The sequence below is a fragment of the Rhizobium sp. TH135 genome, assembly GCF_002855515.1.
Taxonomy (GTDB): Bacteria; Pseudomonadota; Alphaproteobacteria; order Rhizobiales; family Rhizobiaceae; genus Allorhizobium.
Genome location: NZ_PKRP01000001.1, coordinates 140746 through 166770, shown reverse-complemented (window position 1 = coordinate 166770; position 26025 = coordinate 140746). Strand labels below are relative to the sequence as shown.

The 26025-nt window shown below is 60.8% G+C and carries 26 protein-coding genes; 15 read left to right on the top strand and 11 right to left on the bottom strand.

Annotated elements, in window-relative coordinates; genetic code table 11:
- Nucleotides 1-13 precede the first annotated feature (13 nt).
- The gene (locus C0V73_RS00855; RefSeq protein WP_102018110.1) at nt 14-547 is read right to left on the bottom strand and encodes a DUF992 domain-containing protein; all 534 of its coding nucleotides are present in this window, start codon (nt 545-547) and stop codon (nt 14-16) included.
- Nucleotides 548-781: 234 nt separating this feature from the next.
- On the opposite strand from C0V73_RS00855, the gene C0V73_RS00850 reads away from it, so the two are divergent.
- The 4 genes from C0V73_RS00850 to C0V73_RS00835 all read left to right on the top strand — a co-directional run bounded on the left by C0V73_RS00850 (nt 782) and on the right by C0V73_RS00835 (nt 8094).
- A complete protein-coding gene (locus C0V73_RS00850; protein ID WP_102018109.1) occupies nt 782-1213 on the top strand; it encodes a pyridoxamine 5'-phosphate oxidase family protein in 432 nt (143 codons plus the stop codon).
- A 257-nt stretch (nt 1214-1470) separates the two neighbouring features.
- Complete coding sequence (locus C0V73_RS00845; protein WP_102018108.1) at nt 1471-4032, top strand: FAD-dependent oxidoreductase; 2562 nt, start codon at nt 1471-1473, stop codon at nt 4030-4032.
- Between the two features lie 141 nt (nt 4033-4173).
- On the top strand, nt 4174-5319 hold the full coding sequence (locus C0V73_RS00840; protein WP_102018107.1) for an FRG domain-containing protein: 1146 nt from the start codon (nt 4174-4176) through the stop codon (nt 5317-5319).
- 1335 nt (nt 5320-6654) lie between these two features.
- The gene (locus C0V73_RS00835; protein ID WP_102018106.1) at nt 6655-8094 is read left to right on the top strand and encodes a coniferyl aldehyde dehydrogenase; all 1440 of its coding nucleotides are present in this window, start codon (nt 6655-6657) and stop codon (nt 8092-8094) included.
- Between the two features lie 19 nt (nt 8095-8113).
- Here the strand turns inward: C0V73_RS00835 and C0V73_RS00830 are convergent, their stop codons facing one another.
- Both C0V73_RS00830 and C0V73_RS00825 read right to left on the bottom strand, forming a co-directional pair.
- Nucleotides 8114-9478, bottom strand: a complete 1365-nt coding sequence (locus tag C0V73_RS00830) for an EAL domain-containing protein (RefSeq protein WP_102018105.1) — start codon at nt 9476-9478, stop codon at nt 8114-8116.
- Nucleotides 9479-9716: 238 nt separating this feature from the next.
- A complete protein-coding gene (locus C0V73_RS00825; protein ID WP_102018880.1) occupies nt 9717-10820 on the bottom strand; it encodes a saccharopine dehydrogenase family protein in 1104 nt (367 codons plus the stop codon).
- A 151-nt stretch (nt 10821-10971) separates the two neighbouring features.
- On the opposite strand from C0V73_RS00825, the gene C0V73_RS00820 reads away from it, so the two are divergent.
- Together C0V73_RS00820 and C0V73_RS00815 are read left to right on the top strand one after the other, a co-directional pair.
- Nucleotides 10972-11403, top strand: a complete 432-nt coding sequence (locus C0V73_RS00820) for an Lrp/AsnC family transcriptional regulator (protein ID WP_102018879.1) — start codon at nt 10972-10974, stop codon at nt 11401-11403.
- Between the two features lie 96 nt (nt 11404-11499).
- Entirely contained in the window at nt 11500-12000 is a 501-nt protein-coding gene (locus tag C0V73_RS00815) for an avidin/streptavidin family protein (RefSeq protein WP_102018104.1), read from the top strand.
- A 15-nt stretch (nt 12001-12015) separates the two neighbouring features.
- On the opposite strand, the gene C0V73_RS00810 is transcribed toward C0V73_RS00815, so the two are convergent.
- Complete coding sequence (locus C0V73_RS00810; RefSeq protein ID WP_102018103.1) at nt 12016-13359, bottom strand: HD-GYP domain-containing protein; 1344 nt, start codon at nt 13357-13359, stop codon at nt 12016-12018.
- Nucleotides 13360-13545: 186 nt separating this feature from the next.
- Here C0V73_RS00810 and C0V73_RS00805 point away from each other — a divergent pair, with 186 nt between their 5' ends.
- On the top strand, nt 13546-14130 hold the full coding sequence (locus C0V73_RS00805) for an ATP-dependent Clp protease proteolytic subunit (protein ID WP_054151449.1): 585 nt from the start codon (nt 13546-13548) through the stop codon (nt 14128-14130).
- Nucleotides 14131-14211: 81 nt separating this feature from the next.
- On the opposite strand, the gene C0V73_RS00800 is transcribed toward C0V73_RS00805, so the two are convergent.
- The 4 genes from C0V73_RS00800 to C0V73_RS00785 all read right to left on the bottom strand — a co-directional run bounded on the left by C0V73_RS00800 (nt 14212) and on the right by C0V73_RS00785 (nt 15780).
- The gene (locus C0V73_RS00800; protein ID WP_102018102.1) at nt 14212-14550 is read right to left on the bottom strand and encodes a hypothetical protein; all 339 of its coding nucleotides are present in this window, start codon (nt 14548-14550) and stop codon (nt 14212-14214) included.
- A gap of 81 nt (nt 14551-14631) precedes the next feature.
- Nucleotides 14632-15135, bottom strand: a complete 504-nt coding sequence (locus C0V73_RS00795) for a hypothetical protein (protein ID WP_102018101.1) — start codon at nt 15133-15135, stop codon at nt 14632-14634.
- A 71-nt stretch (nt 15136-15206) separates the two neighbouring features.
- A complete protein-coding gene (locus tag C0V73_RS00790; RefSeq protein WP_102018100.1) occupies nt 15207-15521 on the bottom strand; it encodes a helix-turn-helix domain-containing protein in 315 nt (104 codons plus the stop codon).
- Nucleotides 15511-15780, bottom strand: a complete 270-nt coding sequence (locus C0V73_RS00785; RefSeq protein ID WP_245407843.1) for a type II toxin-antitoxin system RelE/ParE family toxin — start codon at nt 15778-15780, stop codon at nt 15511-15513. Before C0V73_RS00785 ends, C0V73_RS00790 begins: the two co-directional genes overlap by 11 nt.
- Before the next feature lie 32 nt (nt 15781-15812).
- Between C0V73_RS00785 and C0V73_RS00780 the strand changes: the two genes are divergently transcribed.
- On the top strand, nt 15813-16619 hold the full coding sequence (locus tag C0V73_RS00780; protein ID WP_102018098.1) for a hypothetical protein: 807 nt from the start codon (nt 15813-15815) through the stop codon (nt 16617-16619).
- Here C0V73_RS00780 and C0V73_RS00775 read toward each other — a convergent pair.
- The 3 genes from C0V73_RS00775 to C0V73_RS00765 form a co-directional block, all read right to left on the bottom strand.
- Nucleotides 16579-17097, bottom strand: a complete 519-nt coding sequence (locus C0V73_RS00775; protein ID WP_102018878.1) for a DUF488 domain-containing protein — start codon at nt 17095-17097, stop codon at nt 16579-16581. The genes C0V73_RS00780 and C0V73_RS00775 overlap by 41 nt on opposite strands.
- 167 nt (nt 17098-17264) lie before the next feature.
- A complete protein-coding gene (locus C0V73_RS00770) occupies nt 17265-18503 on the bottom strand; it encodes a saccharopine dehydrogenase family protein (RefSeq protein WP_102018097.1) in 1239 nt (412 codons plus the stop codon).
- 50 nt (nt 18504-18553) lie between these two features.
- Nucleotides 18554-19651 (bottom strand): carboxynorspermidine decarboxylase, encoded by a 1098-nt coding sequence (locus C0V73_RS00765; RefSeq protein WP_102018096.1) that lies wholly within the window; start codon nt 19649-19651, stop codon nt 18554-18556.
- 300 nt (nt 19652-19951) lie between these two features.
- Between C0V73_RS00765 and C0V73_RS00760 the strand changes: the two genes are divergently transcribed.
- From C0V73_RS00760 to C0V73_RS00730, 7 genes are all read left to right on the top strand, one after another.
- The gene (locus tag C0V73_RS00760) at nt 19952-21136 is read left to right on the top strand and encodes a GGDEF domain-containing protein (protein WP_102018095.1); all 1185 of its coding nucleotides are present in this window, start codon (nt 19952-19954) and stop codon (nt 21134-21136) included.
- 100 nt (nt 21137-21236) lie between these two features.
- On the top strand, nt 21237-22418 hold the full coding sequence (locus C0V73_RS00755; protein WP_102018094.1) for a benzoate/H(+) symporter BenE family transporter: 1182 nt from the start codon (nt 21237-21239) through the stop codon (nt 22416-22418).
- Entirely contained in the window at nt 22415-22639 is a 225-nt protein-coding gene (locus tag C0V73_RS00750; protein WP_102018093.1) for a hypothetical protein, read from the top strand. The genes C0V73_RS00755 and C0V73_RS00750 overlap by 4 nt, the downstream gene beginning before the upstream one ends.
- Before the next feature lie 52 nt (nt 22640-22691).
- A complete protein-coding gene (locus tag C0V73_RS00745) occupies nt 22692-22964 on the top strand; it encodes a BrnT family toxin (protein ID WP_102018092.1) in 273 nt (90 codons plus the stop codon).
- Nucleotides 22942-23190 (top strand): CopG family transcriptional regulator, encoded by a 249-nt coding sequence (locus tag C0V73_RS00740; protein ID WP_102018091.1) that lies wholly within the window; start codon nt 22942-22944, stop codon nt 23188-23190. Before C0V73_RS00745 ends, C0V73_RS00740 begins: the two co-directional genes overlap by 23 nt.
- Before the next feature lie 326 nt (nt 23191-23516).
- On the top strand, nt 23517-25244 hold the full coding sequence (leuA, locus tag C0V73_RS00735; protein ID WP_102018090.1) for a 2-isopropylmalate synthase: 1728 nt from the start codon (nt 23517-23519) through the stop codon (nt 25242-25244).
- Nucleotides 25245-25248: 4 nt separating this feature from the next.
- Complete coding sequence (locus tag C0V73_RS00730; protein WP_102018089.1) at nt 25249-26025, top strand: alpha/beta fold hydrolase; 777 nt, start codon at nt 25249-25251, stop codon at nt 26023-26025.

Here is a 26025-nt window from a genome sequence, read left to right as displayed (position 1 = left end):
CTGATGCTGCCGATCAGATAGCAGACGGCTGCAGCGTCATAGAGGTGCCGGTGGCGGCGATGTTCAGGCCGATCTGGCCGGAGACGCTGACCGGCTGCAGATGGATCGAGCCGGAGGTGCCGCCGAAGAGGACGTTGGCGCCAATGCCGGCGCCGACGGTCGCTTCTGCGGTCGCACCGCCATATAGACCACCGAGCGAGCCCTTGTGATAACCGGCGGTCGGAGCAAAGACGGCCCAGATCACGCGGCTCTTGGTGGTGAAGCCGAGATCTACGCCGAACTTCTTGATCGAGCCGGTGTAGGTGTCGAGCGGTTCGCCGTCGATGACGGAGGTAAAGGCGCAGTCTGCGGTCTTGGCAGAGCCGAGCACGTAGCCGAGGCCACCACCGATCTGGCAATCCAGGTAACCGATGCGCACACCACCGACGCGGTCGCTCTCGATGACGGCGGGAGCCGGGGCGCCAGCCGTCATGTCGGCCGCTGCGGTGATGCCGGCGCTCGTGAAGACGGGCAGGGTGGCGAGGCTCAGGATGAGCATTTTCTTCATGGCAATTCTCCTTCCATGTTCGGCTGCCGGGGAGGGGTGGCCGTTTTCGGCTTCTCAGGCAGCGTGGAACAACGCCTATCGGCAAAGATTGATCCAACTGAGGCTGAAGATAGGCCGCAAAATGGCGATCCACCGGCTTATCGGCCTATCCCGACGATCGCGGGCTGCGCCTTTCACTCCGGAACAAATGGTCGCCTTCGGGCTTGTCCCGGACATCAGAAGCCGGAGGCACCCATGACACTCACTCTCCCCGAACTTGCCAAGAAGATGCAGAAGATCGATTTCTGCATGATGCTCACCCGGGCGGAAGACGGCGCCATCGCCGGTCGGCCGATGAGCAACAATGGCGACGTCGAATATGATGGCGACAGCTATTTCTTTTCCTATACCGACACCGCCAAGATCCGCGAGCTGACGGCCGATTCCACCGTGACTCTCAGCTTCACCGCGCCGCCCAGCCTGCTCGGCAAGCCGGGCATCTTCATCACTGCCGAGGGCCGCGCCAGCCTGATCGCCGACCAGGCCGTCTTCGAAGGCCACTGGAATTCCGATCTCGACCGCTGGTTTCCCGAGGGCACCGCGACGCCCGGCCTGGTGCTGATCAAGGTCCATGCCGATACGGTTCAGTATTGGGATGGCGAGGACAACGGCACCATCCGCCTCTGACGGATCGCAACATCGCCGCGTGACGCAAAAGCGCCATGCGGCAACGGAGAAGACGGGCGTCGGTGATAACCGACGCCCTTTTTTGTCCTCTCTGCGGTATGCAAAGCCACCCTCTCGCCGCGATCCGGCGGATCAGGGCGTGGACAAGTGGTCGTGGGTCTCTTGCAGAATGTCGCAGACAGGCTGCAAATGCCCCGCCCGGGCTTTTAAGATCGGTGCCACATCATTCACTCCCAGACATCAGGGTTCACAAGGCTATGGCAGAGTTTCCGACCAAGGCGAAAGTCGTCATCATCGGTCTAGGCGGCATCGTCGGCGCATCGATCGCGCATCATCTCATCGAGCGCGGCTGGGACGACATCGTCGGTATCGACAAGTCGGGTATTCCGACCGACATCGGCTCGACCGCCCATGCCTCGGACTTCTGCTACACCACGAGCCACGACTATCTCTCGGTCTGGACCACGCAGTATTCGATCGATTTCTTCGAGAAGATGGGCCACTACGCCCGTATCGGCGGTCTCGAAGTCGCCCGCACCGGCGACGACACCTGGATGGAAGAGATCAAGCGCAAGCTCTCCTCTGCCAAGGCTTTCGGCACCCGCGCTCACTATGTCTCGCCCGCCGAAATCAAGAAACTCTTCCCGCTGATCGAGGAAGACCAGGTCATGGGCGGCATGTTCGATCCCGATGCCGGCCTCGTCATCCCGCGCTCCCAGACTGTTGCCGGCAAGCTTGTCGATGCGGCGGAAAAGTCCGGCAAGCTCCAAATGTTCGGCAATACGCCGGCCCAGTCTCTCATCGTCGAGGGTGGTCGCATCAAGGGCGTCGTCACCCATCGCGGCACGATCATGGCCGACCACGTCGTGGTCTGCGCCGGCCTCTGGGGCCGCCTGATTGCGGAAATGGTCGGCGAAGACCTGCCGGTCATGCCGGTCGACCATCCGCTCACCTTCTTCGGTCCGTACAACGAGTTCGAAGGCACCGGCAAGGACATCGGCTACCCGCTGCTGCGCGACCAGGGCAATTCGGCCTATATGCGCGACACCGGCGACCCGAAGACCTCGGAAGGCGGCCAGATCGAATGGGGCTATTACGAGCAGCACAATCCGCGCATGTGCCATCCGCGCGAACTCTTGGAAAAGCACGAGGCACGCCTCTCGCCCTCGCAGCGCGACCTCGAAATGGAGCAGATCCTTGAGCCGCTCGAGCGCGCCATGGAACTCACCCCGATCCTTGGCGAGCTCGGCTATAACGAGAGCCATTCGTTCAACGGCCTGCTGCAGGTCTCGGCTGCTGGCGGCCCGTCCTGCGGCGAAAGCCAGAAGGTGCGTGGCCTCTGGTATTGCGTCGCCATCTGGGTCAAGGACGGCCCCGGTTACGGCAAGCTGATCGCCGACTGGATGACCGATGGCCGCACCGAGATCGACCACAACTCGATCGATTACGCCCGCTTCTACCCGCACCAGCTCACCGAAGACTTCATCGCCGGCCGCTGCTACGAGGCCGCCCAGAAGATCTACTTCCCCGCCGTTCACACCCGCGAACCCTATGCCAGCGGTCGCGGCGCCAAGCGCTCGCCGATGTATGAGCGCGAAGTCGAACTCGGCGGTCACTTCATGGAACTCGGCGGCTGGGAGCGTGCGCATGGCTACGCCGCCAACGAGCACCTCCTGGAGAAATACGGCGATCGCGTTCCTGTTCGTGAAAACGAGTGGGATAACAGACACTTCTGGCGCGTTTCGAATGCCGAACATCTGGCGATGAGCGAGGATTGCGGCATCGTCAATCTTAGCCATTTCCATATGGTCGACATCGAAGGTCCTGACCATGTCGAGCTCTTGGAATGGCTCTGCGCTGCCAAGATCGGTGGTGATGCGAATATCGGCAAGGGCATCTACACCCACTTCCTCGACGACGAGGGCATGGTCCGCGCCGACTTCACCGTCTTCCGGCTCGCCGACCGCTGCCGCCTGGTCAATGGTGCCGACGCCGGACCGCGCGACTTCCACTACATGAAGCGCGTCGCCCAGGATCGCGGCCTCGATGTCACCATCACCGACACGTCGGAAAAATACATCACCATCGGCATCTGGGGCCCGAACGCCCGCGATACGCTGAAAAAGGCCGTCGCGGACCCCGCCGGTCTCGACCCCGAAAACTTCCCCTTCGCCGCGATCAAGCAGATCGAAATCGCCGGCAAATCGGTCACCGCCTTCCGCATTTCCTATGTCGGCGAGCAGGGCTGGGAACTGCATATGAAGTACGAAGACGGCCTTGCCGTCTGGGATGCTCTGCGCGCCACCGGCGTCATGGCCTTCGGTGTCGAGACCTATGCCAATTCCCGCCGCATGGAAAAGAGCCTGCGCCTGCAGAACGCCGATCTTCTGACCCAGTACAACCTGATCGAAGCCGATCTCGCCCGTCCGAAGGTCAAAGAAGCCGATTTCCGCGGCAAGGCCAAGCATCTCGAATACAAGGCCCGCGACAAGCAGCCGGCCATGCTCTGCACGCTCGTGATGACCGACAATGTCGACAAGTCGGGTGTCGCCCGCTACCCGGTCGGCTCCATGCCGGTCATGGATCCTGATACCGGCGAAGTCCTGATCGACAGCCTTGGACGTCGCTCCTACACGACGTCGGTGGCCTATGGCCCGACGATCGGCAAGAACATCGCGCTCGCCTATCTGCCGGCGGAATATTGCGAGGTGGGTCGGAAGCTGAACGTGGAATACTTCGCCGAGAGCTTCCCGGTCGAGGTCGCAGCGGTGGGTTACAAGCCGCTGTATGATCCTGAGAACTTGAAGCCGCGCAGCTGAGGGCAGGGCGGTTCGCTCTGAGAGTTATGGACCCGTCGGTTGTATGGCCGGCGGGTTTTTTGTGCGCGCCTGAAGCTGATAGTTGTTCTTGTGGGGTGTTACAGCTTATTTTAGTGTTTTGGCGGTGGTGGGGCAGTTTGTATGCTGGCAGGACAATGGTTCGGTGAACTTCTTGGTTACGCAAAGGGATTGTGCGTCATCGAAATCGATGACCTTCCAAGTGGATATCAAGGTCGTGCTACCTTCTTTCAGGAGGGGCTTGAGAACGATCTCGTGTTCATCACTAAATTTTCGATAGCTGGCCGTGCTGAATCTGCATCGTTCGTCGCTAGGGTCGAGTACGAAATGGTCGGTGAGGCGATTCCGGCTTCTACAAGCGATCTGGCCAAAGCTTCACAGGGGTTTGTTCTGCCAAATGAAGTCTTGGTCTCCCTTAGTGTAAAGGCTGATCGAATGGATGTAGCCTTGACAACACTGGATCGGGCTACTGATGGATCGAGTAAGACAGTAGGCACATTGTCAGGCGTCGCGCACAGACCGGGTGTGCCGAACTCCAGCATCGTTCTCGCTGACGAGACAATTAAAGACTGGGACTCGTTCCGGGATTATGTTCTTTCCCAAAGGGAGCATCAATCGGTGTTCAGGGGGCAAATGAAGCCTTATCCCCTTCGAACGTCATTTCATCGTACCTCTCGCAAAGATCTTTACCGGTTTGCGGTTGATGATGTTCGCAGGGCTCTAAGTTCAGCCATCAATGTGCTGGATCGCCGGTTTGACCTGAAGGATCCTGACGATCGAGCATCGTTTTGGTATCTGCTTCAGCACCATGGTTTCCCTACTCCGCTTCTTGATTGGAGCGCCTCTCCATTTGTTGCAGCCTACTTTGCCTTCTCGGGTGTCACCAACGAAACGGAGGGTTCAGTAAGGATCTTTGAGTTCGAACTCGAGAGATGGCATCAGGATCAGGCTCCTAGCCTTTCGACCTTAAATGTTCGTCCACATGTAACATTCTTCCAGCCCTATCCTTTGTCGAATCCGAGAGCGGTCGCTCAACAAGCATGGTGCAGCATATGTACAGTCGACAACGTCGAGCAGTTCGTGAAGCTCCACGAAGACGCTAGGGGGTGTCGCTACCTTAAAGCGTTCGATCTACCTAAGTCGGCTCGCGCCAAGGTGATGCAAGAATTGCGTTTGATGGGCATAACTGCAGCATCGTTGATGCCGGGGCTCGATGGAGTATTTGCAGATTTAAAAGAACGTTTGTTTCCGACCGTGTTTGATCGCTGACGCGTTCGGCGATGCCGACCATGGCGCGCACGGGTAGCATCGACGCTACTTCCCCCCTTGCGGGGGAGGAAGGAAAATCGAAGGCTTAGGCGAGCGTAAGCCGCCTAAACTTCAGATTTTCCAGGAGAGGGGCACGGTTCAGTTGGTACTCACCTCACCGAGCCCCCCTCTTGCGAAATCTGAGGTTTGGCCCTGATCGGGCCAATTCCTCTCACAGCCTTCGCGCGGCGTCGCGCTCAGGCCTCCGTTCGCTGAAATCGATTCACTGGATCGATTTCTGGCCTTCGGCCATCGCTCCGAAGTCTCCCCCGCAAGGGGGGAGATAGGCCCCGTGAGCCGCAAATCGGCAAAAGAAGGGGGACGCTCCGCAGCGATTTCCCAACAAAATCAAACCCCGACATGTTTTTTCATCCCCCACCATTTCCACCCCCTTAGACTCATCCCCGTCCCGCCCTCGGATACACCTGACGATGCGATGTCAGGCGAGGCGGGGCCGGCGCCGGGGGCGAGTACTCTCGCAGGTACAGACCCCCGGCCCGCTGCAACGGTCTCCCTCCGGACGAAGGGGTGGAAGTGATGGCGGACGGTCGGATGCCTGACGCCTGAAACCCCTGATTGGAAGGACGTGCCTCAGAGGCACACAGACAAGGCGCCAGCGCTGTCGCGAACATCCAGACAGCGGGGCGAAACAAACGGCGGGGATGAGCGCCGGGCCGCCAATGGCCAGACGATCATCCCCCGGGCGAGGGTCCCGGTCGGATTGGTGCACCATCCGGCGGGAACCTCCCGGGCCACCGGCCAGGCTGAAGCGTCATCTCATGGTGACGTCGCAGCCGGACCCGCGCCCGGTCATTCCTCGGGACGAAGGTCCCGAAGACCGTCGCCGCCTTGCCAGAGAGACGCATGCAGCGGGAAAAAAACGCCGAACGGGGCGCCGGAAGGAGCCACATAGACTACTTAGACAGGTTGCTTCTGGCGCCTCGTCCGAGACAAATTTCAGCCCACCCGGAGGGAGCAATCCCGACCGGCGGCGAAGCATGCGGCGGCCAATCTCCCCCCTTGCGGGGGAGAAAGCGAAATCGAGGAATTGGCCCGATCAGGGCCAAACCTCAGATTTCGCAAGAGGGGGGCTCGGTAAGCTGAGCACCAACAGAACGCTGCCCCTCTCTTGGAAAATCTGAAGTTTAGGCGGCTTGCGCTCGCCTAAGCCTTCGATTTTCCGTTCTCCCCCGCAAGGGGGGAGATGAGCCGCACCAAAAATCATTTGTTCTCCCTTGAACAAACAGGCGTAAACTGCCCACATTGGACAAGAAGAAAAAACGAGAGGAAACCGCCATGGACGGACAGGTATCGCCGAAAGCAGAGGCTGCAGATCCCGCCGCGCGCATCGCCGCCCTGCTTGCCGCGCAAAAGGCGGCCTGGGCGAAGGACGTCACGCCTGCTCATGCCACCCGCGACGATCGCCTGGTGCGGCTCGATCGGATGGTGGAGGCCTGGCAGGAGCGCTTTGCCGCAGCGATCTCGCAGGATTTCGGCAATCGGCCGGCTGTGGTCACTGAGCTCACCGATGTTGTGCCGGTGCGCGCCGCGATCCGCCATGCGCGCAGGCAGCTGAAGCGCTGGATGCGGCCGCGAAGCGTGTCGCTCGCCTGGACCGGCAAGCCCGCATCGGCCGTCATCCTTCGCCAGCCGCTTGGCGTGGTCGGGATCGTCGCTCCCTGGAATTATCCGCTGAACCTGATGCTCTCGCCGCTGACAGGCGGTCTTGCTGCCGGCAACCGGGCGATGCTGAAACCCTCCGAGCTGACGCCCGCCTTTTCCGAGGTGCTGGCCAAGGCCGTCGCCGAGACGTTTTCCGAGGACGAGGTGGTCGTTGTCACCGGCGGGCCCGACGTGGCGACTGCCTTTAGCGCTGCCCCCTTCGACCACCTCGTCTTCACCGGCTCGACTGCTGTCGGCCGCAAGGTGGCAGAAGCGGCGGCGAAGAACCTGACGCCTGTTACCCTCGAACTCGGCGGCAAGTCGCCCGCCATCCTCGATGCCTCCGTGCAGTTCGACAAGGCCGTGCCGCGCCTCGTCTGGGGTAAGCTTTTGAATTCCGGCCAGACCTGTGTCGCGCCCGATTACGCGCTGGTGCCACGCGGGCGGGTTCAGGATTTCCTTGCCGCCGTGAAGGCGGAGGTCGTCCGGCAATATCCCGGCCTGCCTGCCAATGCCGACTACACCTCGATCATCAGCCCACGCCACTACGCGCGGCTCACCCGGCTCGTCGAGGAAGCCCGCGACAAGGGCGCCGAGGTGGTCGAGCTTGGCGGTCCGCATGATCCCGACGCCCGCGTGTTTTCACCGGTTGCCGTGATCGGCGCGCCCGACGACACCACCGTGATGCAGGAAGAGATCTTCGGGCCGATCCTGCCGATCGTGCCCTATGACACGCTGGACGAGGCGATTGCCTATGTCAACCATCGCGACCGGCCGCTGGCGCTCTACTGGTTCGGCGACGACAAGCAGGCGCAGGAGCGGGTGCTTTCGGGCACGATTGCCGGTGGCGTCACGGTCAACGACACGATCCTGCATCTCGCCCAGGACGATCTGCCCTTCGGCGGCGTTGGTGCTTCCGGCTACGGCGCCTATCACGGCGAGGCGGGGTTCCTGGCGCTCAGCAAGGAGAAGCCGGTTCTCAAACAGTCGGCGATCTCGGGCGTGAAGTTCCTCTACCCGCCCTATGGGCGCATGGCGAGTTTCATGCTGAAGATGCTCGGGCGGTTCGGCTGACGATGTGCGTTGCCGCCGCTCAGCCGGCGGCGAGGCGCGGGGAGGGGCGCTGCGATGCCGTGGCTTGCGGCTGAGGCGCGACGACGGACAGTTCGAAATCGGCCAGCGGCATCGGCCGGCCGAAGAGATAGCCCTGGAAGATCCGACAGCCGGTTGCTTCGAGGAAGGCGAGCTGGGCTGGGGTTTCCACGCCTTCCGCCACGGTTTCGAGGCCAAGATCGGTGGCGATTGCCCGGATCGAGCGGACGAGGGCTGCATCGCGATCGTTATCGGCGACCGTGGCGACGAAGCTGCGGTCGATCTTGAGCTCGCTTACTGGCAGGCGGCGCAGATAGGCGAGTGAGGAGAAGCCGGTTCCGAAATCGTCGAGCGAGAAGGTCAGACCGAGCGCTTTCAGGGCCGCCATCTTTTCCGCGACCGGTTCAAGGCCGGCGATCAGCACGCTTTCGGTAAGCTCCAGCCTCAGTCGTGTCGGGTCGATGTTGTAGCGGGTGATGAGGTCGCGCAGAGTCGTCTCGAAATCATCCTCGTTGAACTGGCTGGCGCTGACGTTGACCGAGAGCCTGAGGGCGCTGAGCTGCGGGTCGGCCTGCCAGCGGACGAGAGTTTCCAGGGCCTGTTCGAGAACATAGGTGCCGACGATCGGCATCAGGCCCATTTCCTCGGCAGCTGGAATGAAAGTGGCGGGAGAGATGGGGCCGCGGGTCGGGTGGTTCCAGCGCAGCAGGGCTTCGGCGCCCAGAACCTTGCCCTGCCGATCGGTCTGGGGCTGGTAGGCGAGGGTGAGTTCACCGTGCCGAAGCGCAGCCAGCAGATCGCGGGCGATGCCGCGCGGGGCGGAGAGACGCCGCTGCAGCATATAGATCGCGCCGCAGAAGATCAGGGCTGCCATCGCCGGGTTGAGCCACATGCCGTAGCGATGCAGTTCCGGCGGGATCGGCTGGGCGAAGGGCAGGCGCAGATCTGCCGCATGGAGGACGACGAAGGCCACGAGGCTCGCGGCAATGACTGACAGCTGCAGGCGCGAGGGGCGACGCAGGTGGTTGATATAGGCGAGCATGCCGAGCACCGGCAGGAAGAGATGGGTGACGCGCGGTGCGCCATTTTGCGGCACGTCAAACATCAGGCAGAAGGCGATGACGAAGATCAGGAAGCTGAATTGTGCAACGAGCAGGAAGAGATCAAGCCGGCCGCGGGTGACCAGGGCAAAGCAGATGAGGGCGGCTACGACGGGGAAGAGTTCGGCCAGCGCCATCATCGGGCGGCCATTGACGAAGAAGATGACGGTCCAGAAAAGGGCGAAGGCAGCCACTGCGAGCGACACGGCCTGATAGACGCGGATCACCCGAGCGACCTTGTGCTCCTGACTGCCCTTTCCGATCATGTCCCGCCCAATCGTGCCAAAAGGCTCTGGATCGAACCTCTGCGCCGCGCTGCTTCAGGAGATCCAAGAATGAGGATATCCTAACTTAGGTGGCTAAAGAAACAGTGTATCTCGATGATCAACTTGTTTCGACGGTAGTGGGTGGCGGATGCCGTGCCGGGAACGCGATAGGGGCGGTCCGCCGTCAGACGAACCGCCCCTCGAGGACCTTCCGGTCCTGCCTCCCCCCGGAGAATTCTTAGCTCGCCTTGGCGACCTTCATCACCTCGGGGTCATATACCCGGCCGAAGCGGTTCGCAAGGAAGGCTTCGAGGCCGATTTCTTCCTGGCGCACGAAACCGGCCTGCGGCAGCGTGCCGTCGGCGAGCAGATCGAGAACCGTGCAGATGCCGGCGGCCGTGGTGATCTGGATGGCGCTCATCTTCTTGGCAGCGACCACACCGGCATAGACCTTGTTGGCATAGGTTTCCTGCAGGTAACGACCGTCCTTCCAGCCGCAGACGGTGACGAAGATGACGACGACATCCTGCATGGTGGCGGGCAGCGCGTTTTCGAACAGGTCCTTCAGCACGTCGCGGCGGTTCTTCAGGTTGAAGTCGTTCAGAAGAGCCTTGATGATCGCCTGGTGGCCCGGATAACGGATGGTACGGTAGTTCATCGTGCGCACGCGGCCTTCCAGCGTCTTGGCCAGGGTGCCAAGGCCACCCGAGGTGTTGAAGGCCTCGTAGGTCACGCCGTCGAGGGAGAATTCCTCGCGCTCTTCCATGGCCGGCACGACAGACAGCTTGCCTTCGACGATCGCCTCGCAGGGCTCGATGTATTCGTTGATCAGCCCGTCGGTCGACCAGGTCAGATTGTAGTTGAGCGCATTCGACGGGTATTGCGGCAGCGCGCCGACGCGCATGCGGACCGTATCCAGTGTCTCGAAATGTTTGGTGAGGTCATGCGCGACGATCGAGATGAAGCCGGGCGCAAGGCCGCATTGCGGGATGAAGGCGGAACGGCCGCCGCGGGCGAGGTCTTCGACATGGCGGGTGGTGGCGACATCCTCGGTCAGGTCGAGATAGTGGGTCGCGGTGCGGGCTGCACTTTCGGCAATCGCGCCGGTCAGGTGGAAGGGGGCGGCGGAGAGCACGGCGAATTGGCCGGAGAGCAGGCTGTCGAGGGCGGCGGCATCGGCGATATCGATTTCAGCGGTCTTGACCGCCGGATGGGCGTCGAGCTTGGACAGCTGTTCGGCGCTGCGATCGGCGACGGTAACCTGATAGTCTCCGGTCTCAGCCAGCATGCGCGCAATCGCTCCGCCAATCTTGCCGGCGCCGATGATGGTGACGTGTTTCATGGATTTGCCCCTCGCATGCATGAGAGCCCGTGTGACACGAGCCTGTTTTCACTGATCCCACCAGTGTGGCTGCGGTGCATGTCGATTCCAAGTGACGATATGTCCAATATGCAGTATCCATATGAACAGATCGACGTAAGGAATGGGCGAAATGCAGATCAGTGACAAGGATCGGGAGCTACTGTCCCTGCTTTCGGAAAACGCCCGCATGCCGGTGGCCGAACTTGCCCGGCGGCTCGATCTGTCGCGCACGACCGTCCAGGCGCGGCTTGAGCGCCTGGAGGGGCAGGGGGTCATTGCCGGCTATCAGGTGCGGCTGTCGGATGCCTATCAGAGCGGGCTGATCCGGGCACATGTGATGATCACGATCGCGCCCAAGGCGCTGTCCGCTGTCACTGCGGAGCTCAACGCGATCCGCGAGGTGTCTGCGCTCTATTCCGTCAACGGCCCTTACGACCTGATCGCCATTGTCGCTGCGCCGTCGATCTCGGAACTCGATCGCCTGATCGACCGGATCGGCGAGCTCTCGGGTGTCGAGCGGACGCTGTCGTCGATCATCCTCTCGACGCGCATCGCCCGGTGACAGCCCGAGGAAACGCGACCGATTCATCGCTATATCCATAAATTCTTAATCAACCATGTGTTGATATTGATTCGCGGATACTTCGGGAGGGTTGGCATGACAGTGGTTGCATTGTTGTTTGCATCGGTTCTCTGGCCGACCGTCTTGCTGGCGGCGCCGCGCGGCGAGGGGCGCTTGCCTCTCGATATCGCCGCGGGTACCTCCACCTGGGTCAACAGGCACGGCTCGGTGATGGTGCTGGATCGCGGGCGCGACGGGTTGCTGCAGGGCTATTTCGTTAACAACGCACCCGGCAAGGGCTGTCGCGGCATTCCCTATGAGCTCAGCGGGCGGATGGTGGACGAGACGATCGCCTTTCAGGTGAGCTGGCGCAACGGCGTCGCCGACTGTCCCATGGAGACGCAGTGGCGTGGGCATATCCAGCCGTCGCGCGAAGGTGGTCTGGAAATCGTTGCCGAGTGGCAGCAGTCTTCGACGGTTCTCTCGATCGGGCTTGGTGATGACGAGCCGCAAAAGGGCACTGATCACTTTACCCTGCAGGTGACCACCGGTCTGCACTCCCAGATCACACCTCCAGGAATATCGGAAATTCCCTAATTGGTTTCGGCACTTTCACGCTGCCTTGAGTTCTGCCCGGGCAAGCGCCCGTTCCAGGGCGGCGATGCAGGTCTCGTCATGGTGACGGCCCGCCCCCTCCCAGAGGATGGCAAGCGCTTTTGCGACCGGCATAGCCGCACGATAGGGGCGGTCGGCGGTTAGTGCATCGAAGACGTCAGCGGTTGCGACGATGCGGGTCTCGAAGGAGATCTGGTCGCCTTTGAGGCCTCGCGGATAGCCGGAACCATCGAGCTTTTCGTGATGGGCGCCGCCGATCAAGGCGAGATCGGCGAATGCTGCGATGCGCGAGAGGATGGTCTCGGAGAATTCCGCGTGGCGCTTCATCTGCTCCCACTCCTCGCCCTCGAGCCGGCCCGGCTTGTCGAGCACGCTGTTGGAGACGCCGAGCTTGCCGATGTCATGCAGGAGGGCGGCACGCTTCAGGCGGCGGCGCTCTGCCGAGGGCATGCCGAGCTCCTCGGCGATCAGGTCGGTGAAGAGGGCGACGCGGTCGCTATGGCCTGACGTATAGGGGCTCTTGGCATCGATGACGCGGGCAAAGCCGGCGGCGATGTCGTCGAGATAGTCCTCGTCTGCGAGGATGGCCTGACGGCCGGGTTCGAGCGCCAGCACATAGGCTTCCAGATTGTCCGCGCCGAGTTCGGCGAAGAAGACGGGCGTGGCGAGCGTTTCGAAGACCGTGACGATCTCGGGATCGAACCAGCCGCCGGCGCGCTTGCGGATTTCGGTAAGGGCGGCCTCCGGCCCCTGGTGGACGAAGAAGACGTCGATGACCTGCGCCATCAGGGCGATGCGGGCAAAGAGGTGGATTTCCGTGCCCTTCAGCCCCTGTGGCTGGCCGCCGCCATCGACATGTTCGTCGAGATCGAGAATGCCCTTTGCCACTTCTTCGGAGAAGCGCATCTGGCGGGCAATCTCGGCGCCGCGCTGGCAGCGTGTCTGGATCAGGCTGGTCGTGATCTCGCCGCCATTCTTGAAAATGTTGAGAATGCCGCGGAAGCGTTCGGCGAGGCCCGCTTCCATGCCGGTGTGCGAGAGCACGAATTTGAGGATCTGCGGGAAGGAGCCATCGACCAGCTTGAAGTCGTGTTTGAACTTCAGATCATCGGCCAGATAGAGTTCGCAGATGCGGGCTGCGTTGGATGAGCAGCCGAGATCCTTCAAGAGCAGCGTGTAATAAAGATCGCGCAGCGCCTCTTCACCGAGGCCCAGCGCCTGGCCGATCCGCGTGCCGATGAAGCAGCAGCGGACGCAATGGCCGGCGGGCTGGCCTTCCGTCATGTCGAGCGCGTGGCTGAGTGCCTCGATCAATTCGGCAAGACGGATGGTGTTCGTCATGGGGGCTCCTTCGTCAGCGGCAGATTATCCCGCTAATATTAAGAACGGGTGTTGAACACCGGGTGGCGAAGCATGTGTGTCAACCTCCTGTTCATCGCTTCCATGCTTGTCTTTTTCCCGCATTGTCTTAAGCCTGCAGACGCACTATGTGCGGATAAGCCAAACCAACGAGGACTGTCCCCTGTGATGAACGAAGACGAAGACGACAAGAGCAAGGAACTGCCGATCGGCAAGGAAACGGAAGCGAACCTCTTCAAGTCGCGTTCGATCTTCATCTATGGCGGGATCACCATGGAGCTGGCGCAGAAGGTCTGCACGCAGCTCGTCGCGCTCGCTGCCGCTTCCGATGAAGACATCCGCGTGTTCGTCTGCTCGCCGGGCGGCCATGTGGAAGCCGGCGACGCGATCCATGACATGATCCGCTTCATCAAGCCGAAGGTCTTCATCATCGCGACCGGCTGGGCGGCATCTGCCGGCTCGCTGATCTTCGTCGCGGTTCCGAAGGAACGCCGTCTGGCCCTGCCGAACACCCGCTTCCTGATGCACCAGCCGTCTGGCGGCACCCGCGGCATGGCCTCGGATATCGAGATCCAGGCCCGCGAAATCATCAAGATGAACGAGCGCCTGATCAAGATCTACGCGAAGGCCACCGGCCAGAGCCAGGAGAAGATCGCCAAGGATATCGACCGCGACTACTGGCTTTCCGCCGAAGACGCCGTCACCTATGGCCTGGTCGGCCGTATCATCGAGAGCCACGCCGACATCGGTTGAGGCTTTCGCCTGACAACAAACAAAAAAGCCGCCGGAGCGATCCGGCGGCTTTTTTCATGTCTTGGACTTCAGAGGCTGCGATCAGATGATCGGGCAGCCACGGCGATTGGCAAAGCGGATCTGCTCGGGGCCACGGCGGGTAAAGCCGCGCACGGTCACGCTGCGATCGGTGACGCGCACCACTTCGGCGCGGCGAAGGCCTTCTTCGGCAGCCGCGGCACGGGCTTCGCGCGGGCTGCAGCCACGGTTGCGATCGCGGCGGTCGACGTCACGCTCGCGGATGATCGGGCGAACGCCATCCGGGCCGATGCGAAACTCGACGCCCTGCGCCGACGCGGTGGCTGCAAAGGGCGCGGCGAGCGGAAGGCCGGCGAGGGCAAGCGTGGTGACCAGGGCTGCGCGCAGGAACTTGGCGGACATGGGGAAACTCCTTCGTTGTCGTGGCGGAGAAAGCCCGTGGACGCCCAAAAGTTCCCTTGTCTCAGGCAAAGAGGGATTGATTCAGCGCCATTCGTGCAGGCGCTCGCCCATCAAAGGCCGAGTCCTGACCAGCGGCAGTGCATCGCCTGAACGCTCGGCATGGCCAAGCGCCTCTGCCTCGTCGTTGAAGCCGATGAAGATCATCGACAGCGATCTCGCCTTCGGGGCGCCCTTCTTGCGATAGGAGAGCTTCACCGCGCAGTGGGGGTAGGCCGCGTCGAGCACTGCACCTTCGGGCAGCGCATCCGACAGAGCGAGATGGGCGCCGAGGCCGAGAAAACGGTCGATGGCGGCAAAGGCGGTCGCCTCGGGCAACTGCTTGTTCTCCGAGGATCCCGGCGCCCGGCCCCAGAACAGGCTGTCGACCAGCCCCTTCGCCCGCTTCGACTTCACCACCACAAGACCGCCGGCCGCGACAAGCTCCAGATGGGCATCCCAGGTCTGGAAGAGGTCGGGGGACTGGTGGAGTTCGGTGAGGAGGGGACGCAGCGTGGCGGTGAGGTCGGTTTGGAGGGCAGGGGGCATGGGCGGGTGTCTCGGCGGGTGTGGGTGGTGTGTGGCGGCCTCGTACCATGGTGGGGGCGGGGTGGATATGCTCAGTTCGCTTCTGTTGTCAGATCGACACGGCTTTCCTTGCCATCTGGCGCCTTCAGCACGAGTTCGACGCCGCCGCCGATCGAGCGCATGTAGCGGACGACGGAGGAGAGGAGCACGTCGTCGGCGCGTTCGAGTTTCGACACGGTGTTCTGCGTCATACCGGCCCGGGCTGCGACATCCTGTTGGGTGGCCTGCATGGCCTTGCGGACCTCGGCCAGCGCCTTGCCCAGCCGTCGCTCATTGCGCTTGGCATCGAGCCGTGCGCGGACGTCGTCGGGCAGTTCTGCGCGCAGTGTTTTCCAGTCAGTGTCCATTGCGTTTCTGCTTGAGCCAGGCTGAAAACCGGGTATCGGCCTTGCGGATCACGGTCTTGTAAAACAGCGTCTGACTCATGCCCTGCTTGTCGCCGCCGCAGAGGATGATGGCGCTGTGGGACGGATCAAAGGCGAAGGCGAAACGCCAGACCTGTTTCCCGAACCGCACCCGAATTTCCTTCATGTTGGCATGGGTGGAGCCTACTATCTCCGCGCCGCCAAATATTTGATATTTGCAATCATAAGGCGATTTGGGCATGTTTGAAATATATAGATGGCTGTGGAGGGGCGATGCCAGTCTTCGACCAGAAAATACTAATCCTTTGCAAGACATATCCGTCGCCTAGCGGCAAGTACGCAGAAACATCCTGCGTCGCGGGGATGCTTGAAAGTGGCGCCCTGATTAGACTATTCCCAGTTCCTTTTCGCCATATTGCGGAAGAGCATCAGTTTCGGAAATGGCAGTGGATAGACGCGAAGGTTGAAAAGGCCCGAGGTGATCATCGTCCTGAGAGCTATTCGATCAAAGTAGATACCATTTTGCCGGGTGCGACAGTACCGACCAAAAAGGAATGGATGGCAAGGCGCGGTCTGCTGTCTAAGCTGAAGTTGTTTGGTTCTTTCGATGATATCGTTTCCCATCAGGCTGAGACGCAAAGCTCATTGGCTCTTTTGAAGCCGACCCGTGTTTTAGGTCTCGACATCGAGCCGGTTTCCAACCCGGACTGGACGGACGATGAGATTGCCAAGCTTGCACAAGAGCAGAAGCAAGGCGGGTTATTCGATGAAGATAAGCATTCGATTCGGCGGCTGCGAAAGCTGCCATTTGACTTCTACTATCGATATGAATGCGCTTCAGAAACCGGAAACGTCTCTTTCCGTCACAAGTTGGTCGACTGGGAAGTGGGTGCGCTTTTTTGGAACTGCAAAAGCAACTACGGGAGCATGTGGGAAGATAAATTCCGCGCTAAGCTGGAAGTCGCTATTCCCTCAAATGACCTTATGTTTCTTATGGGTAACCAGCATCGCTTTCAGGATCAGTGGCTTTTAATTAGCCTCATATACCCGCCTCATGCAAAGCAAGGCCTTCTGCTCTAACCGTAAGTCGCTCTCTGTTTCGAACGTACCGATTTGGATCATCGGCATAGAGATGCATCATCTGATATCCAAACATCGCCATTTTCTCACCCACTATAAGGCGGTGGCATGTCTTAGGATCACGCTCGAAGCAAAGTAGGCAGGTACTACTGTCTTCGGCTTTGTCGGCCAAATCTGCAACTACGGGAACGACGTTGGATTGCTCTATATAGGCCGTGTAGATTTTCCGGAATAGCTCGTAGTTGCCCGCCTTTGCCGCTTCTCTCCCTGCCTTCGGATCTCCCAGATCTTGCATTGGCAAGTACCGAATACCTTCTTGTGCAAGCCGATCTCGAAGGACGTTTTTGGAAAAACCTTTCTTCCTAGAAAGAGGGACAGCGCGAACGTCCGCAACGGATTGAACGCCGACCGCTTTAAGCGTCTGAACGAAGCGATCAATGTCGGTACCCTCATAGCCGATGGTATACACGGTCTTCATGTTGATCTCTCCCATTTTGCATCACAGCATAACATGTGTGATCTGGCGTGACGCTTGCTATTTTGACGCCACTAAACCCATTGTGTAACTGCAGAAACTTGTAACCCCGCCAGATCGCTCCGGCGGGGTCCGCATTCCCTCAATCCTCAAGCGCTTAGCCCGCGCTCTCAGAACTCCACAGCCCGGTCGCCATCCTCGTCCTGAATACGGGTCGGCAGGCCGATCTTGTTCAGGAGGTTGATGAAGGGCTTGGGCGGCAGTTCTTCGACGTTGGCCATCTTCTTCACGTCCCATTCGCCGGTGGCCACCAGCATTGCAGCTGCGACCGGGGGGACGCCGGCGGTGTAGGAGATGCCCTGGCTGCCCACTTCGTTATAGGCTTCCTTGTGGTCGGCGACGTTGTAGAGGAAGACGGTCTTTTCCTTGCCGTCCTTGAAGCCCTTCACGTAGTCGCCGATGCAGGTCTTGCCTTCGTAGTTGGGGGCAAGCGAGGCAGGATCCGGCAGGCAGGCCTTGACGACCTTGAGCGGGACCACTTCGGAACCGTCGGCGAGCTTGACCGGCTGTTCGGACAGGAGGCCGATCGACTTCAGGACGGTGAAGACGTTGATGTAGTGATCGCCGAAGCCCATCCAGAAGCGCACGTCGGCGCCGTCCATGTTCTTGGCCAGCGAATGCACTTCGTCATGGCCGCAGAGATAGGCGCGGCGGGTGCCGACGACCGGCAGGTCGTAGTCCTTGCCGATCTCGAACATCTTGTTGACCTTCCATTCGCCGCCCTGCCAGGAATAGACGACGCCGGTGAATTCGCGGAAGTTGATTTCCGGGTCGAAGTTCGTGGCGAAGTATTTGCCATGGCTGCCGGCATTGATGTCGACGATGTCGACGTCGGTCACCTTGTCGAGATATTCGTCCTTGGCGAGACGGGCATAGGCATTGACGACGCCTGGATCGAAGCCGGCGCCGAGGATGGCGGTGATGCCCTTTTCAGCGCATTCTTCCGCGCGCTTCCACTCGTAGTTTCCGTACCACGGCGGGGTTTCGCAGATCTTGTTCGGCTCTTCATGGATGGCGGTGTCGATGTAGGCGACGCCGGTGTCCATGCAGGCGCGGAGCACCGACATGTTGAGGAAGGCGGTGCCGACATTGATGACGATCTCGGTGCCGAGCTTCTTGATCAGGGCCTTGGTGGCTTCGATGTCGAGAGCGTCGAGCGCATGGGCTTCGAGAACGCCTTCCTGCTTCATCGCCTTCTTCTCGTGAACCGAAGCGATGATGGCGTCGCACTTCGCCTTGGTGCGCGAGGCGATGTGGATGTCGCCGAGCACGTCGTTGTTCTGCGCACACTTGTGGGCAACCACCTGCGCGACGCCGCCGGCGCCGATGATGAGCACGTTCTTCTTCATAATGGGACCAACTCCTATGTCCAATCGTCAGAACCTGGGCTTGAAGGATTTCAAGACAGGCTTTGTTCGTAGTCCGTGTAGTCGAACTCACGGACCGTCCTGAGGCTGCCATCCAGTTCGCGGATGGCGATTGCCGGCATTTGCACGCCGTTAAACCAGTTTTTCTTGACCATCGTGTAGCCGGCGGTGTCCTGCAGCGAGATGCGGTCGCCGATGTTCAATTCCTGTTCGAAATTGAACTCGCCGAAGATATCGCCAGCAAGGCAGGACTTGCCGCAGACCTGGTACCGGTGCGGTCCCTGGTTGGGGTGGACCTTCGCGCTTTCCCGGTAGATCAGGAGATCGAGGAGATGCGCTTCGATGGATGAATCCACCACGACAAGATCCTTGCCGTTGTAAAGCTTGTCGAGCACGGTGACTTCGAGCGTGGTCGACTTGGTGATCGAGGCTTCGCCGGGCTCCAGATAGACCTGGACGCCGAACTCGCCGGAGAAGCGCTTGAGGCGCTCCGCGAACTTCTCCAGCGGGTAGTTCTCGCCGGTGAAATGAATGCCGCCGCCGAGTGAGACCCATTCGGCCTTCTTCAGCAGGGGACCGAACTTCTGTTCGATGTCGCCGAGCATCTGATCGAAAAGGTCGAAGTCGCCGTTTTCGCAGTTGTTGTGGATCATGAAGCCTGAGATCAGCTCCATGACCGGCTCGACCTTTTTCAGATCCCATTCGCCCAGGCGAGAGAAGGGGCGGGCGGGATCAGCCAGATCAAAGCTGGAAGAGGATACGCCTGGGTTCAGGCGCAGGCCGCGGATGATGCCGGAGGACTGGCTCTCGAAGCGGGTCAGCTGGCCGATCGAATTGAAGATGATCTTGTCGGCATGGGAGACGACTTCGTCGATTTCGTAGTCGGCATAGGCCACGGAATAGGCGTGAGTTTCCTTGCCGAAGCGCTCGTGGCCGAGGCGGACTTCGTTGAGCGACGAGGAGGTCGTGCCGTCCATGTAATCGCGCAGGAAGTCGAAGACCGACCAGGTGGCGAAACATTTGAGCGCCAGCAGGGCTTTCGCGCCGGAGAGTTCGCGCAGTGTCGCGATCTTCTCCATGTTCTGGAGCAGCTTGGACTTGTCGATCAGGTAATAGGGAGTCTGGATCAAGGCTCTATCCTTCGTGAACCCAGCCATATCTGGCGGAAGTGAACGGGACGCCCCGAATGCGTCGGAGGGGTCCCATAGGCAAAAGGGGGTAAAAAGGCAAGCGGAAGCTCAGGGTTTCGGCACAGAGATTGCCTGCCCGATTTTCATGAAGGGCAGATGACGCAGCGGGTTAGACGACTCGCGACCTGCCGCCTTGCATTCCTGCGAGTGCAGCCATGCGTTGGGCGCCGGGCAGTCTTCAGCAATCGGAAATCTCTGCGCTGTTACTTGCAGAGGTAACGGTTACGTCCTGGACAACTCATGCATCTCGACCTCGCGACCATTCTGATCCTGCATCCTCTGTCTCTGACGGTGGGCGCGTTGTGCTTCCTTTATCTGCGCTACCGGTCGCGTCGAAACCGGGGGCTTGGCAAGATGGCGGTCGCCTTTCTCATTCTGGCGCTGGGATCTCTGATTGCCGGGGCTGGCGAGCAGGAGGTGGTCGATTACGCGACGTGGACCTTCGTATCCTTCACCACAGGGCCCGTGGCCTACACGCTGTTCTTCATTGGCCTTGCCAATCTTTTGACAGAGCGGCCGGCCGGGCGCTGGTGGTGGCTGATGCTGGCGCCTGCCGTGCTCACCGTCGTGGCCCTCGTCACGCAGTTTCACCTGGTCAATCTCTACCGCGCTTCGGCATTCCTGACCGCCATGGCGCTCTATGCCCTTGGCAGCGCCGCCTTCGCCTTGTCCGATCCACAGCAGGAACGGCTTGGCAGCCGGTACGGGCTTGCGGCTGCGCTGGCGTTCAAGGCGCTGATCGCCTTGACGACGATTGCAGGGATCGTGACCCCTGAGCTCTTTCGCTTTCCGCCGGCTGCGACCTTTCTGGTGCTGATCCTGTGCCAGTTTGCGATCGCCATGTTCGTTCTCATCCTTGTCCAGGAGCGGGCAGAGCAGCGGCTCATCGCGCTGACGGAGACGGACAGCCTGACACGCATTCACAATCGCTACTGGCTGATGGATCGGCTGCCGAAGCTCGCACCTAAAGGCGGCGGCTTCATGGTCATAGATCTCGACCACTTCAAACGGGTGAACGACCTCTACGGCCATCTGGCCGGGGATCTGGTGCTGAAGAGTGCGGCCCAGGCGATGGCGGCGCGGCTGGGCGAAGGCGCCTATTTTGCCAGGACGGGTGGCGAGGAATTCGGCCTCTATCTGCCCCGCGCCTCCGAAGACGAAATGCTGGCGATCGGCGAGATGCTTCGCCAGGCGGTGGAAGCCCTTACCGTCGTCTATGAAGGCGTGACGATCCCCGTGACGCTGAGCGCCGGTGCCTCGGTGGCAACGGAGGAGATGTCAACCAAGCGGCTCGCCGCGCGCGCGGACCATGCGCTCTATGTCGCCAAACGGGCGGGGCGAAACCGCGTGCGGCTCTACGAGGAGCCAGACCCGGTAGAGCAAGCCTCGTGGGACGGCGCCATAATGACCGCGACCGGCGCCTGAACACCGGCTGCAGGTCTTGCGGTGGCCGCGCCTGCCTTGCCAGATGGACGTAAATTTGGTTCGGCTGTCGTCTATCGAGACCGGTGCTGTGAGTCCTGCCATGCTGAAAGACTTCTCCCCCCAGGCTGCCTTCATGGGCGTGCTCGTCGCCTTTGTCGGCTTTGCCAGTTCCTTTGCCGTCGTCCTGCAGGGGCTGAAGGGGGTGGGTGCGACGGATTACGAGGCGGCTTCCGGGCTGATGGCGCTGTCGGTCGCCATGGGGATCTGCGGGATCGTTTTGAGTGTCTGGACGAAGCTGCCGGTCTCGGTTGCCTGGTCGACGCCGGGGGCGGCGCTCATGGCGACGGCGGGCATTCCGCTGGGTGGCTTTCCGGCAGCGGTGGGCGCGTTCCTCGTCTGTGCGGCGCTGATCATTCTTGCGGGCCTGATACGACCTTTCGGGCGCGCGGTGGCTGCGATCCCGGCGCCGATTGCGAATGCGATGCTGGCCGGCGTCATCCTCAATCTCTGCTTTGCGCCGTTCAAGGCGGTGGCCTTCGATGCGGCTCTCGGTCTGCCGATCCTCGTCGTCTGGGCTGTCGTCGCGGCCTTCAAGCGGCTTTATGCGGTGCCGGCTGCGTTGCTGACCTTCGTCGTTGTCATCGTCTTCGGCGTCGACCTGCCGGATGGCGCCATGGCGAGCTGGGCGGCGTCGCTCGCGCCGCCGGTAGAATTCGTTGCGCCGCAATTCACGCTGCCGGCGCTGATCTCGATCGCGCTGCCGCTCTTCATCGTCACCATGGCCTCACAGAACATTCCGGGTATCGCGATCCTCAAGGTCAACAAATACGAGCCTAAGCCGGGGCCGATGTTTGCCGTGACGGGTCTGTTTTCGGCCCTGTCAGCGCCGTTTGGCGGGCATGCGGTCAATCTTGCAGCGATCACGGCGGCAATGTGCGCGGGCGAGGATGCCCATGCGGATCCAAAGCGGCGCTATTGGGCGGCAATCATTGCCGGCATCGGTTATGTGCTGCTGGGCTTGGCGGCCGGTGCCGTGACCGGCTTCGTGTCGCTGGCGCCGCCGATCCTCATTCAATCGGTCGCGGGTCTGGCGCTGATCGGGGCGTTTTCGGGGTCTTCGGTTGCGGCGTTCCAGGTGCCGGAGACGCGTGAGGCGGCGGCCGTGACGTTCCTGGTTACGGCGTCGGGGATTTCGATCCTAGGGATCTCGGGGGCGTTTTGGGGGCTGATTGCCGGGGTGGCGATGCTCGGGCTGGTGAAGCTCGCCAAGGCAAGGGGATGAGACGGATACGCATCCGCGCGATTTTCCTGGGCTTTGCGGCAGGTTTTTTCGGCTTCGTGTTCCACACCCGCTACTGGATCTGGCGCGATTGTATCGCGGCATCGCAGTCGAGTTGTGTGACGTCTGATGGCAGCAATGTCACCGATGGCGGCATGGTCTGGGGTGTGATTGCGTTTGGCTTCCTGGTTGCGGCCTTGATCGCACAGTTCGGGCGGCGGTGATGTGAGTGTGCTCGATCTGGTGCAATCGTAAGGGTTGCGCTAGGTTTTGCGCATGGAGTTTGAATTCGATCCGGCCAAGAGTGAGGCGAACAAGGCGAAGCACGGAATCGATTTCGTGGCGGCGCAGGAGTTGTGGCGCCCGGGGCTTGGGCTAACCGTCGACGCCCGCTCGCAGGATGAAGTTCGTTATGGTATTATCGGTCTTATCGATGACAAGTTCTGGGTGGGATACTTCACGCTCCGGTACAACAAAATCCGGATCATTTCTGTTCGCAGGGCCAGAAAGGCGGAGATAAAGTATTATGAAGACCATAACAGCGGCTGAACTGGACCAAAAATTCGACGACGGAGAAGATGTCAGCGAGTATTTCGATTGGGCCAATGCACGACGTGTCAATTGGGAGCACGCGGTCATCGAACTCGAGTTGCTGAAGGAGGAGCTGTCCGCGCTCGACGCTGAGGCCGCGCGTTTGAATACCTCGCGACATAAGCTGGTCTCACTATGGATACGCGAGCGCCTCAAGCAGCCCCCGAAATCCGCCGCCGAATAACACCCTTGCGCGATTCAATTCATCGCGTTATTCCTGATCACATGAAGACCAACGGCACAACCTTTGCTGCGACAGAAATGACGGCCCGCGCTGCGGCCTGCTTAGTCGCGTCGGTGCCAAACTCGCTTCTTCTTCTCGGCCTTATCCGCGGTTGCCGGGTCCATTGAGGAGCGCCCGGCGGCCGGGTTAGCCGTTTGGCGATTGCTCCTCGAAAATCCCCTATCGACATCAGTAATTCCCTGAGAAGGGTTCGTTCGGACGTGTCAAACTTGTGCTGATTTGCTATCAGCCGTTCACGCCGACGAGGACGAGAAGAGACGAAGACCATGATTTTGAAGACCCATACCGTGAAGCAGGGCATGCCGGACGCTTCGCAGAAGTACCGCCCTTATCCACAGATCGCCATTCCGGACCGCACCTGGCCGTCGAAGGTGATCGACAAGGCGCCGATCTGGTGCTCGGTCGATCTGCGCGATGGCAATCAGTCGCTGGTCAACCCGATGGGCCATGACCGCAAGGCCCGCATGTTCCAGCTCTTGCTCGACATGGGTTTCAAGGAAATCGAGATCGGTTTCCCGTCTGCGTCCCAGACCGATTTCGACTTTGCCCGGTGGTGCGTGGAAGAGGGCGGTGTGCCGGCCGATGTGTCGCTGCAGGTGCTGGTGCAGTGCCGGCCCGAGCTGATCACGCGGACCTTCGAGGCGCTGGAGGGGGCCACCAAGCCGATCATCCATTTCTACAACTCGACCTCGGAACTGCAGCGTCGCGTGGTGTTCGGCAAGGATGTCGCCGGCATCAAGCAGATTGCCGTCGATGCCGCCAAGATGATCATGGACATGGCGGCCAAGGCCGCCAATCGGGACAATGGCGGCTATCGTTTCGAATATTCGCCGGAGAGCTTTACCGGCACCGAGCTCGAGGTGGCGCTGGAAATCTGCAACGCCGTCATCGCCGAGGTGAAGCCGACGGCGGAAAACAAGCTGATCCTCAACCTGCCGTCGACCGTCGAGATGGCGACGCCGAACATCTATGCCGACCAGATCGAATGGATGTGCCGCAACATCGACAACCGCGAGAACGTGCTGATCTCGCTGCATCCGCACAATGACCGCGGCACGGGCATTGCGGCTACCGAGCTCGGGTTGATGGCCGGCGCTGACCGCGTCGAGGGCACGCTGTTCGGCAATGGCGAGCGCACCGGCAATGTCGACATCGTGACGCTGGCGCTCAACATGTTCACGCAAGGCGTTGATCCCGAGCTCGACTGCTCCGACATCGAGCGGATCAAGGCGGTCTATGAATATTCCAACGAGATGGTCATTCCCGAGCGCCACCCTTATGTCGGCGAGCTGGTCTATACCGCCTTTTCCGGCTCGCACCAGGATGCGATCAACAAGGGCATGAAGGCGATCAAGACCGCCAATCACCCGGTCTGGGAAGTGCCCTATCTGCCGATCGATCCGCAGGATGTCGGCCGCACCTATGAGGCGATCATCCGCATCAATTCGCAGTCGGGCAAGGGCGGCATCGCCTATATCCTGCAGGAAGACTACGGCATCAACCTGCCGCGCAATCTGCAGATCGAGTTCCGCGAGGACATCCAGCGGATCACCGACGAGGAAGGCAAGGAACTGCCGTCGAAGAAGATCTACGAGCGCTTCATCGAGCGTTATGTCGACCAGACCGGCGCGCGGCTGAAATTCGTTGACCACCATACCTATCCGGCGGGTACGGATCAGAAGGGCATTCGAGTCGTTGCGGCCGAAATCACCGACAATGGCGAGACAAAGCGGATCGAGGGCAAGGGGACGGGCCCGATTGACGGCTTCGTCAATGCGCTCTCGACCTATCTCGGCATCGATCTCTCGGTACAGGACTATTCCGAGCATTCGCTGCAGCATGGCTCGAACGCAGCGGCCATCGCCTATGTCGAGATGGCACATGCGGGCGGCAAACTGTTTGGTGCCGGCATCAACACCAACATCGTGACAGCCTCGCTGGAGGCGATCGTCTCGGCCGCCAACCGCGTGCTCGACGAGCAGAAGAAGGCGTGAAGCCATGACGCTCTTCGCCGAGGTTCGACATATGTCCTCGGCGAAGCCCCCGCTTGTGCTGCTGCATGGCTTTGGCGGGATTGGGGCAGCATGGGAGCCGGTTTTGCGCCGGCTCGACGCAGACCTATCGCTTGTCGTTTATGATCTACCGGGGCATGGCCGCTCGCTCGATGCTGACGGTATTGGACATGCCGGTGTGATGGCCAGAGCCATTCTCGGCGATATCGATCGTCGCGGGATATCCAGCTTTCATATCTGCGGACATTCGATGGGCGGGGCGATTGCTAGCCTGATTGCGCTGAAAGCCTCCGATCGTGTGTGCTCCCTGACGCTGCTGGCGCCGGGTGGTTTCGGCCCCGAGATCAATCATGAGGCGCTGAGGCGTTATGGTTCGGCGGTTGGGCTTGAAGACTTGGCACTGGGCTTGGTGGAGATGTCTGCCCCGGGGAGCATGATAGATGCGGCGGGTCTTGAGCGGCTTGCTGATGCTCGTCGTCTTCCCGGAGCCACTCAGCGGCTGATGGAGATCTTGAATTCCTTCCTCGTGTACACCGACGGGCGGATCGGGCAGGGCACGCTGCCTGTTTCCTCGTTCGAGGGGCTTAGCGTGGAAACACGGCTACTCTGGGGGACGGAAGATCCAATCCTGCCGGTCAGGCAAGCCGAGTCCATATGGGCGACTACTGAGGTGACCCTGATCGAAGCTGTCGGTCACATGCTGATCGATGAGGCGCCGGAGGCGGTGGCTTTAGCGATCGCAGCTGCCGTGGAGGCAGGCTGA

Bases quoted from the DNA above. Each gene is read 5' to 3' on its own strand.
- leuA (WP_102018090.1), top strand. From the start codon at position 23,517: ATGATTTTGAAGACCCATACCGTGAAGCAGGGCATGCCGGACGCTTCG.
- C0V73_RS00850 (WP_102018109.1), top strand. From the start codon at position 782: ATGACACTCACTCTCCCCGAACTTGCCAAGAAGATGCAGAAGATCGAT.
- C0V73_RS00770 (WP_102018097.1), bottom strand. From the start codon at position 18,503: ATGAAGAAGAACGTGCTCATCATCGGCGCCGGCGGCGTCGCGCAGGTG.
- C0V73_RS00805 (WP_054151449.1), top strand. From the start codon at position 13,546: ATGAACGAAGACGAAGACGACAAGAGCAAGGAACTGCCGATCGGCAAG.
- C0V73_RS00800 (WP_102018102.1), bottom strand. From the start codon at position 14,550: ATGTCCGCCAAGTTCCTGCGCGCAGCCCTGGTCACCACGCTTGCCCTC.
- C0V73_RS00730 (WP_102018089.1), top strand. From the start codon at position 25,249: ATGACGCTCTTCGCCGAGGTTCGACATATGTCCTCGGCGAAGCCCCCG.
- C0V73_RS00745 (WP_102018092.1), top strand. From the start codon at position 22,692: ATGGAGTTTGAATTCGATCCGGCCAAGAGTGAGGCGAACAAGGCGAAG.
- C0V73_RS00855 (WP_102018110.1), bottom strand. From the start codon at position 547: ATGAAGAAAATGCTCATCCTGAGCCTCGCCACCCTGCCCGTCTTCACG.
- C0V73_RS00830 (WP_102018105.1), bottom strand. From the start codon at position 9,478: ATGATCGGAAAGGGCAGTCAGGAGCACAAGGTCGCTCGGGTGATCCGC.
- C0V73_RS00760 (WP_102018095.1), top strand. From the start codon at position 19,952: ATGCATCTCGACCTCGCGACCATTCTGATCCTGCATCCTCTGTCTCTG.
- C0V73_RS00820 (WP_102018879.1), top strand. From the start codon at position 10,972: ATGCAGATCAGTGACAAGGATCGGGAGCTACTGTCCCTGCTTTCGGAA.
- C0V73_RS00825 (WP_102018880.1), bottom strand. From the start codon at position 10,820: ATGAAACACGTCACCATCATCGGCGCCGGCAAGATTGGCGGAGCGATT.
- C0V73_RS00780 (WP_102018098.1), top strand. From the start codon at position 15,813: ATGCCAGTCTTCGACCAGAAAATACTAATCCTTTGCAAGACATATCCG.
- C0V73_RS00785 (WP_245407843.1), bottom strand. From the start codon at position 15,780: ATGCCCAAATCGCCTTATGATTGCAAATATCAAATATTTGGCGGCGCG.
- C0V73_RS00795 (WP_102018101.1), bottom strand. From the start codon at position 15,135: ATGCCCCCTGCCCTCCAAACCGACCTCACCGCCACGCTGCGTCCCCTC.
- C0V73_RS00755 (WP_102018094.1), top strand. From the start codon at position 21,237: ATGCTGAAAGACTTCTCCCCCCAGGCTGCCTTCATGGGCGTGCTCGTC.
- C0V73_RS00845 (WP_102018108.1), top strand. From the start codon at position 1,471: ATGGCAGAGTTTCCGACCAAGGCGAAAGTCGTCATCATCGGTCTAGGC.
- C0V73_RS00790 (WP_102018100.1), bottom strand. From the start codon at position 15,521: ATGGACACTGACTGGAAAACACTGCGCGCAGAACTGCCCGACGACGTC.
- C0V73_RS00815 (WP_102018104.1), top strand. From the start codon at position 11,500: ATGACAGTGGTTGCATTGTTGTTTGCATCGGTTCTCTGGCCGACCGTC.
- C0V73_RS00840 (WP_102018107.1), top strand. From the start codon at position 4,174: ATGCTGGCAGGACAATGGTTCGGTGAACTTCTTGGTTACGCAAAGGGA.
- C0V73_RS00750 (WP_102018093.1), top strand. From the start codon at position 22,415: ATGAGACGGATACGCATCCGCGCGATTTTCCTGGGCTTTGCGGCAGGT.
- C0V73_RS00775 (WP_102018878.1), bottom strand. From the start codon at position 17,097: ATGAAGACCGTGTATACCATCGGCTATGAGGGTACCGACATTGATCGC.
- C0V73_RS00810 (WP_102018103.1), bottom strand. From the start codon at position 13,359: ATGACGAACACCATCCGTCTTGCCGAATTGATCGAGGCACTCAGCCAC.
- C0V73_RS00835 (WP_102018106.1), top strand. From the start codon at position 6,655: ATGGACGGACAGGTATCGCCGAAAGCAGAGGCTGCAGATCCCGCCGCG.
- C0V73_RS00740 (WP_102018091.1), top strand. From the start codon at position 22,942: ATGAAGACCATAACAGCGGCTGAACTGGACCAAAAATTCGACGACGGA.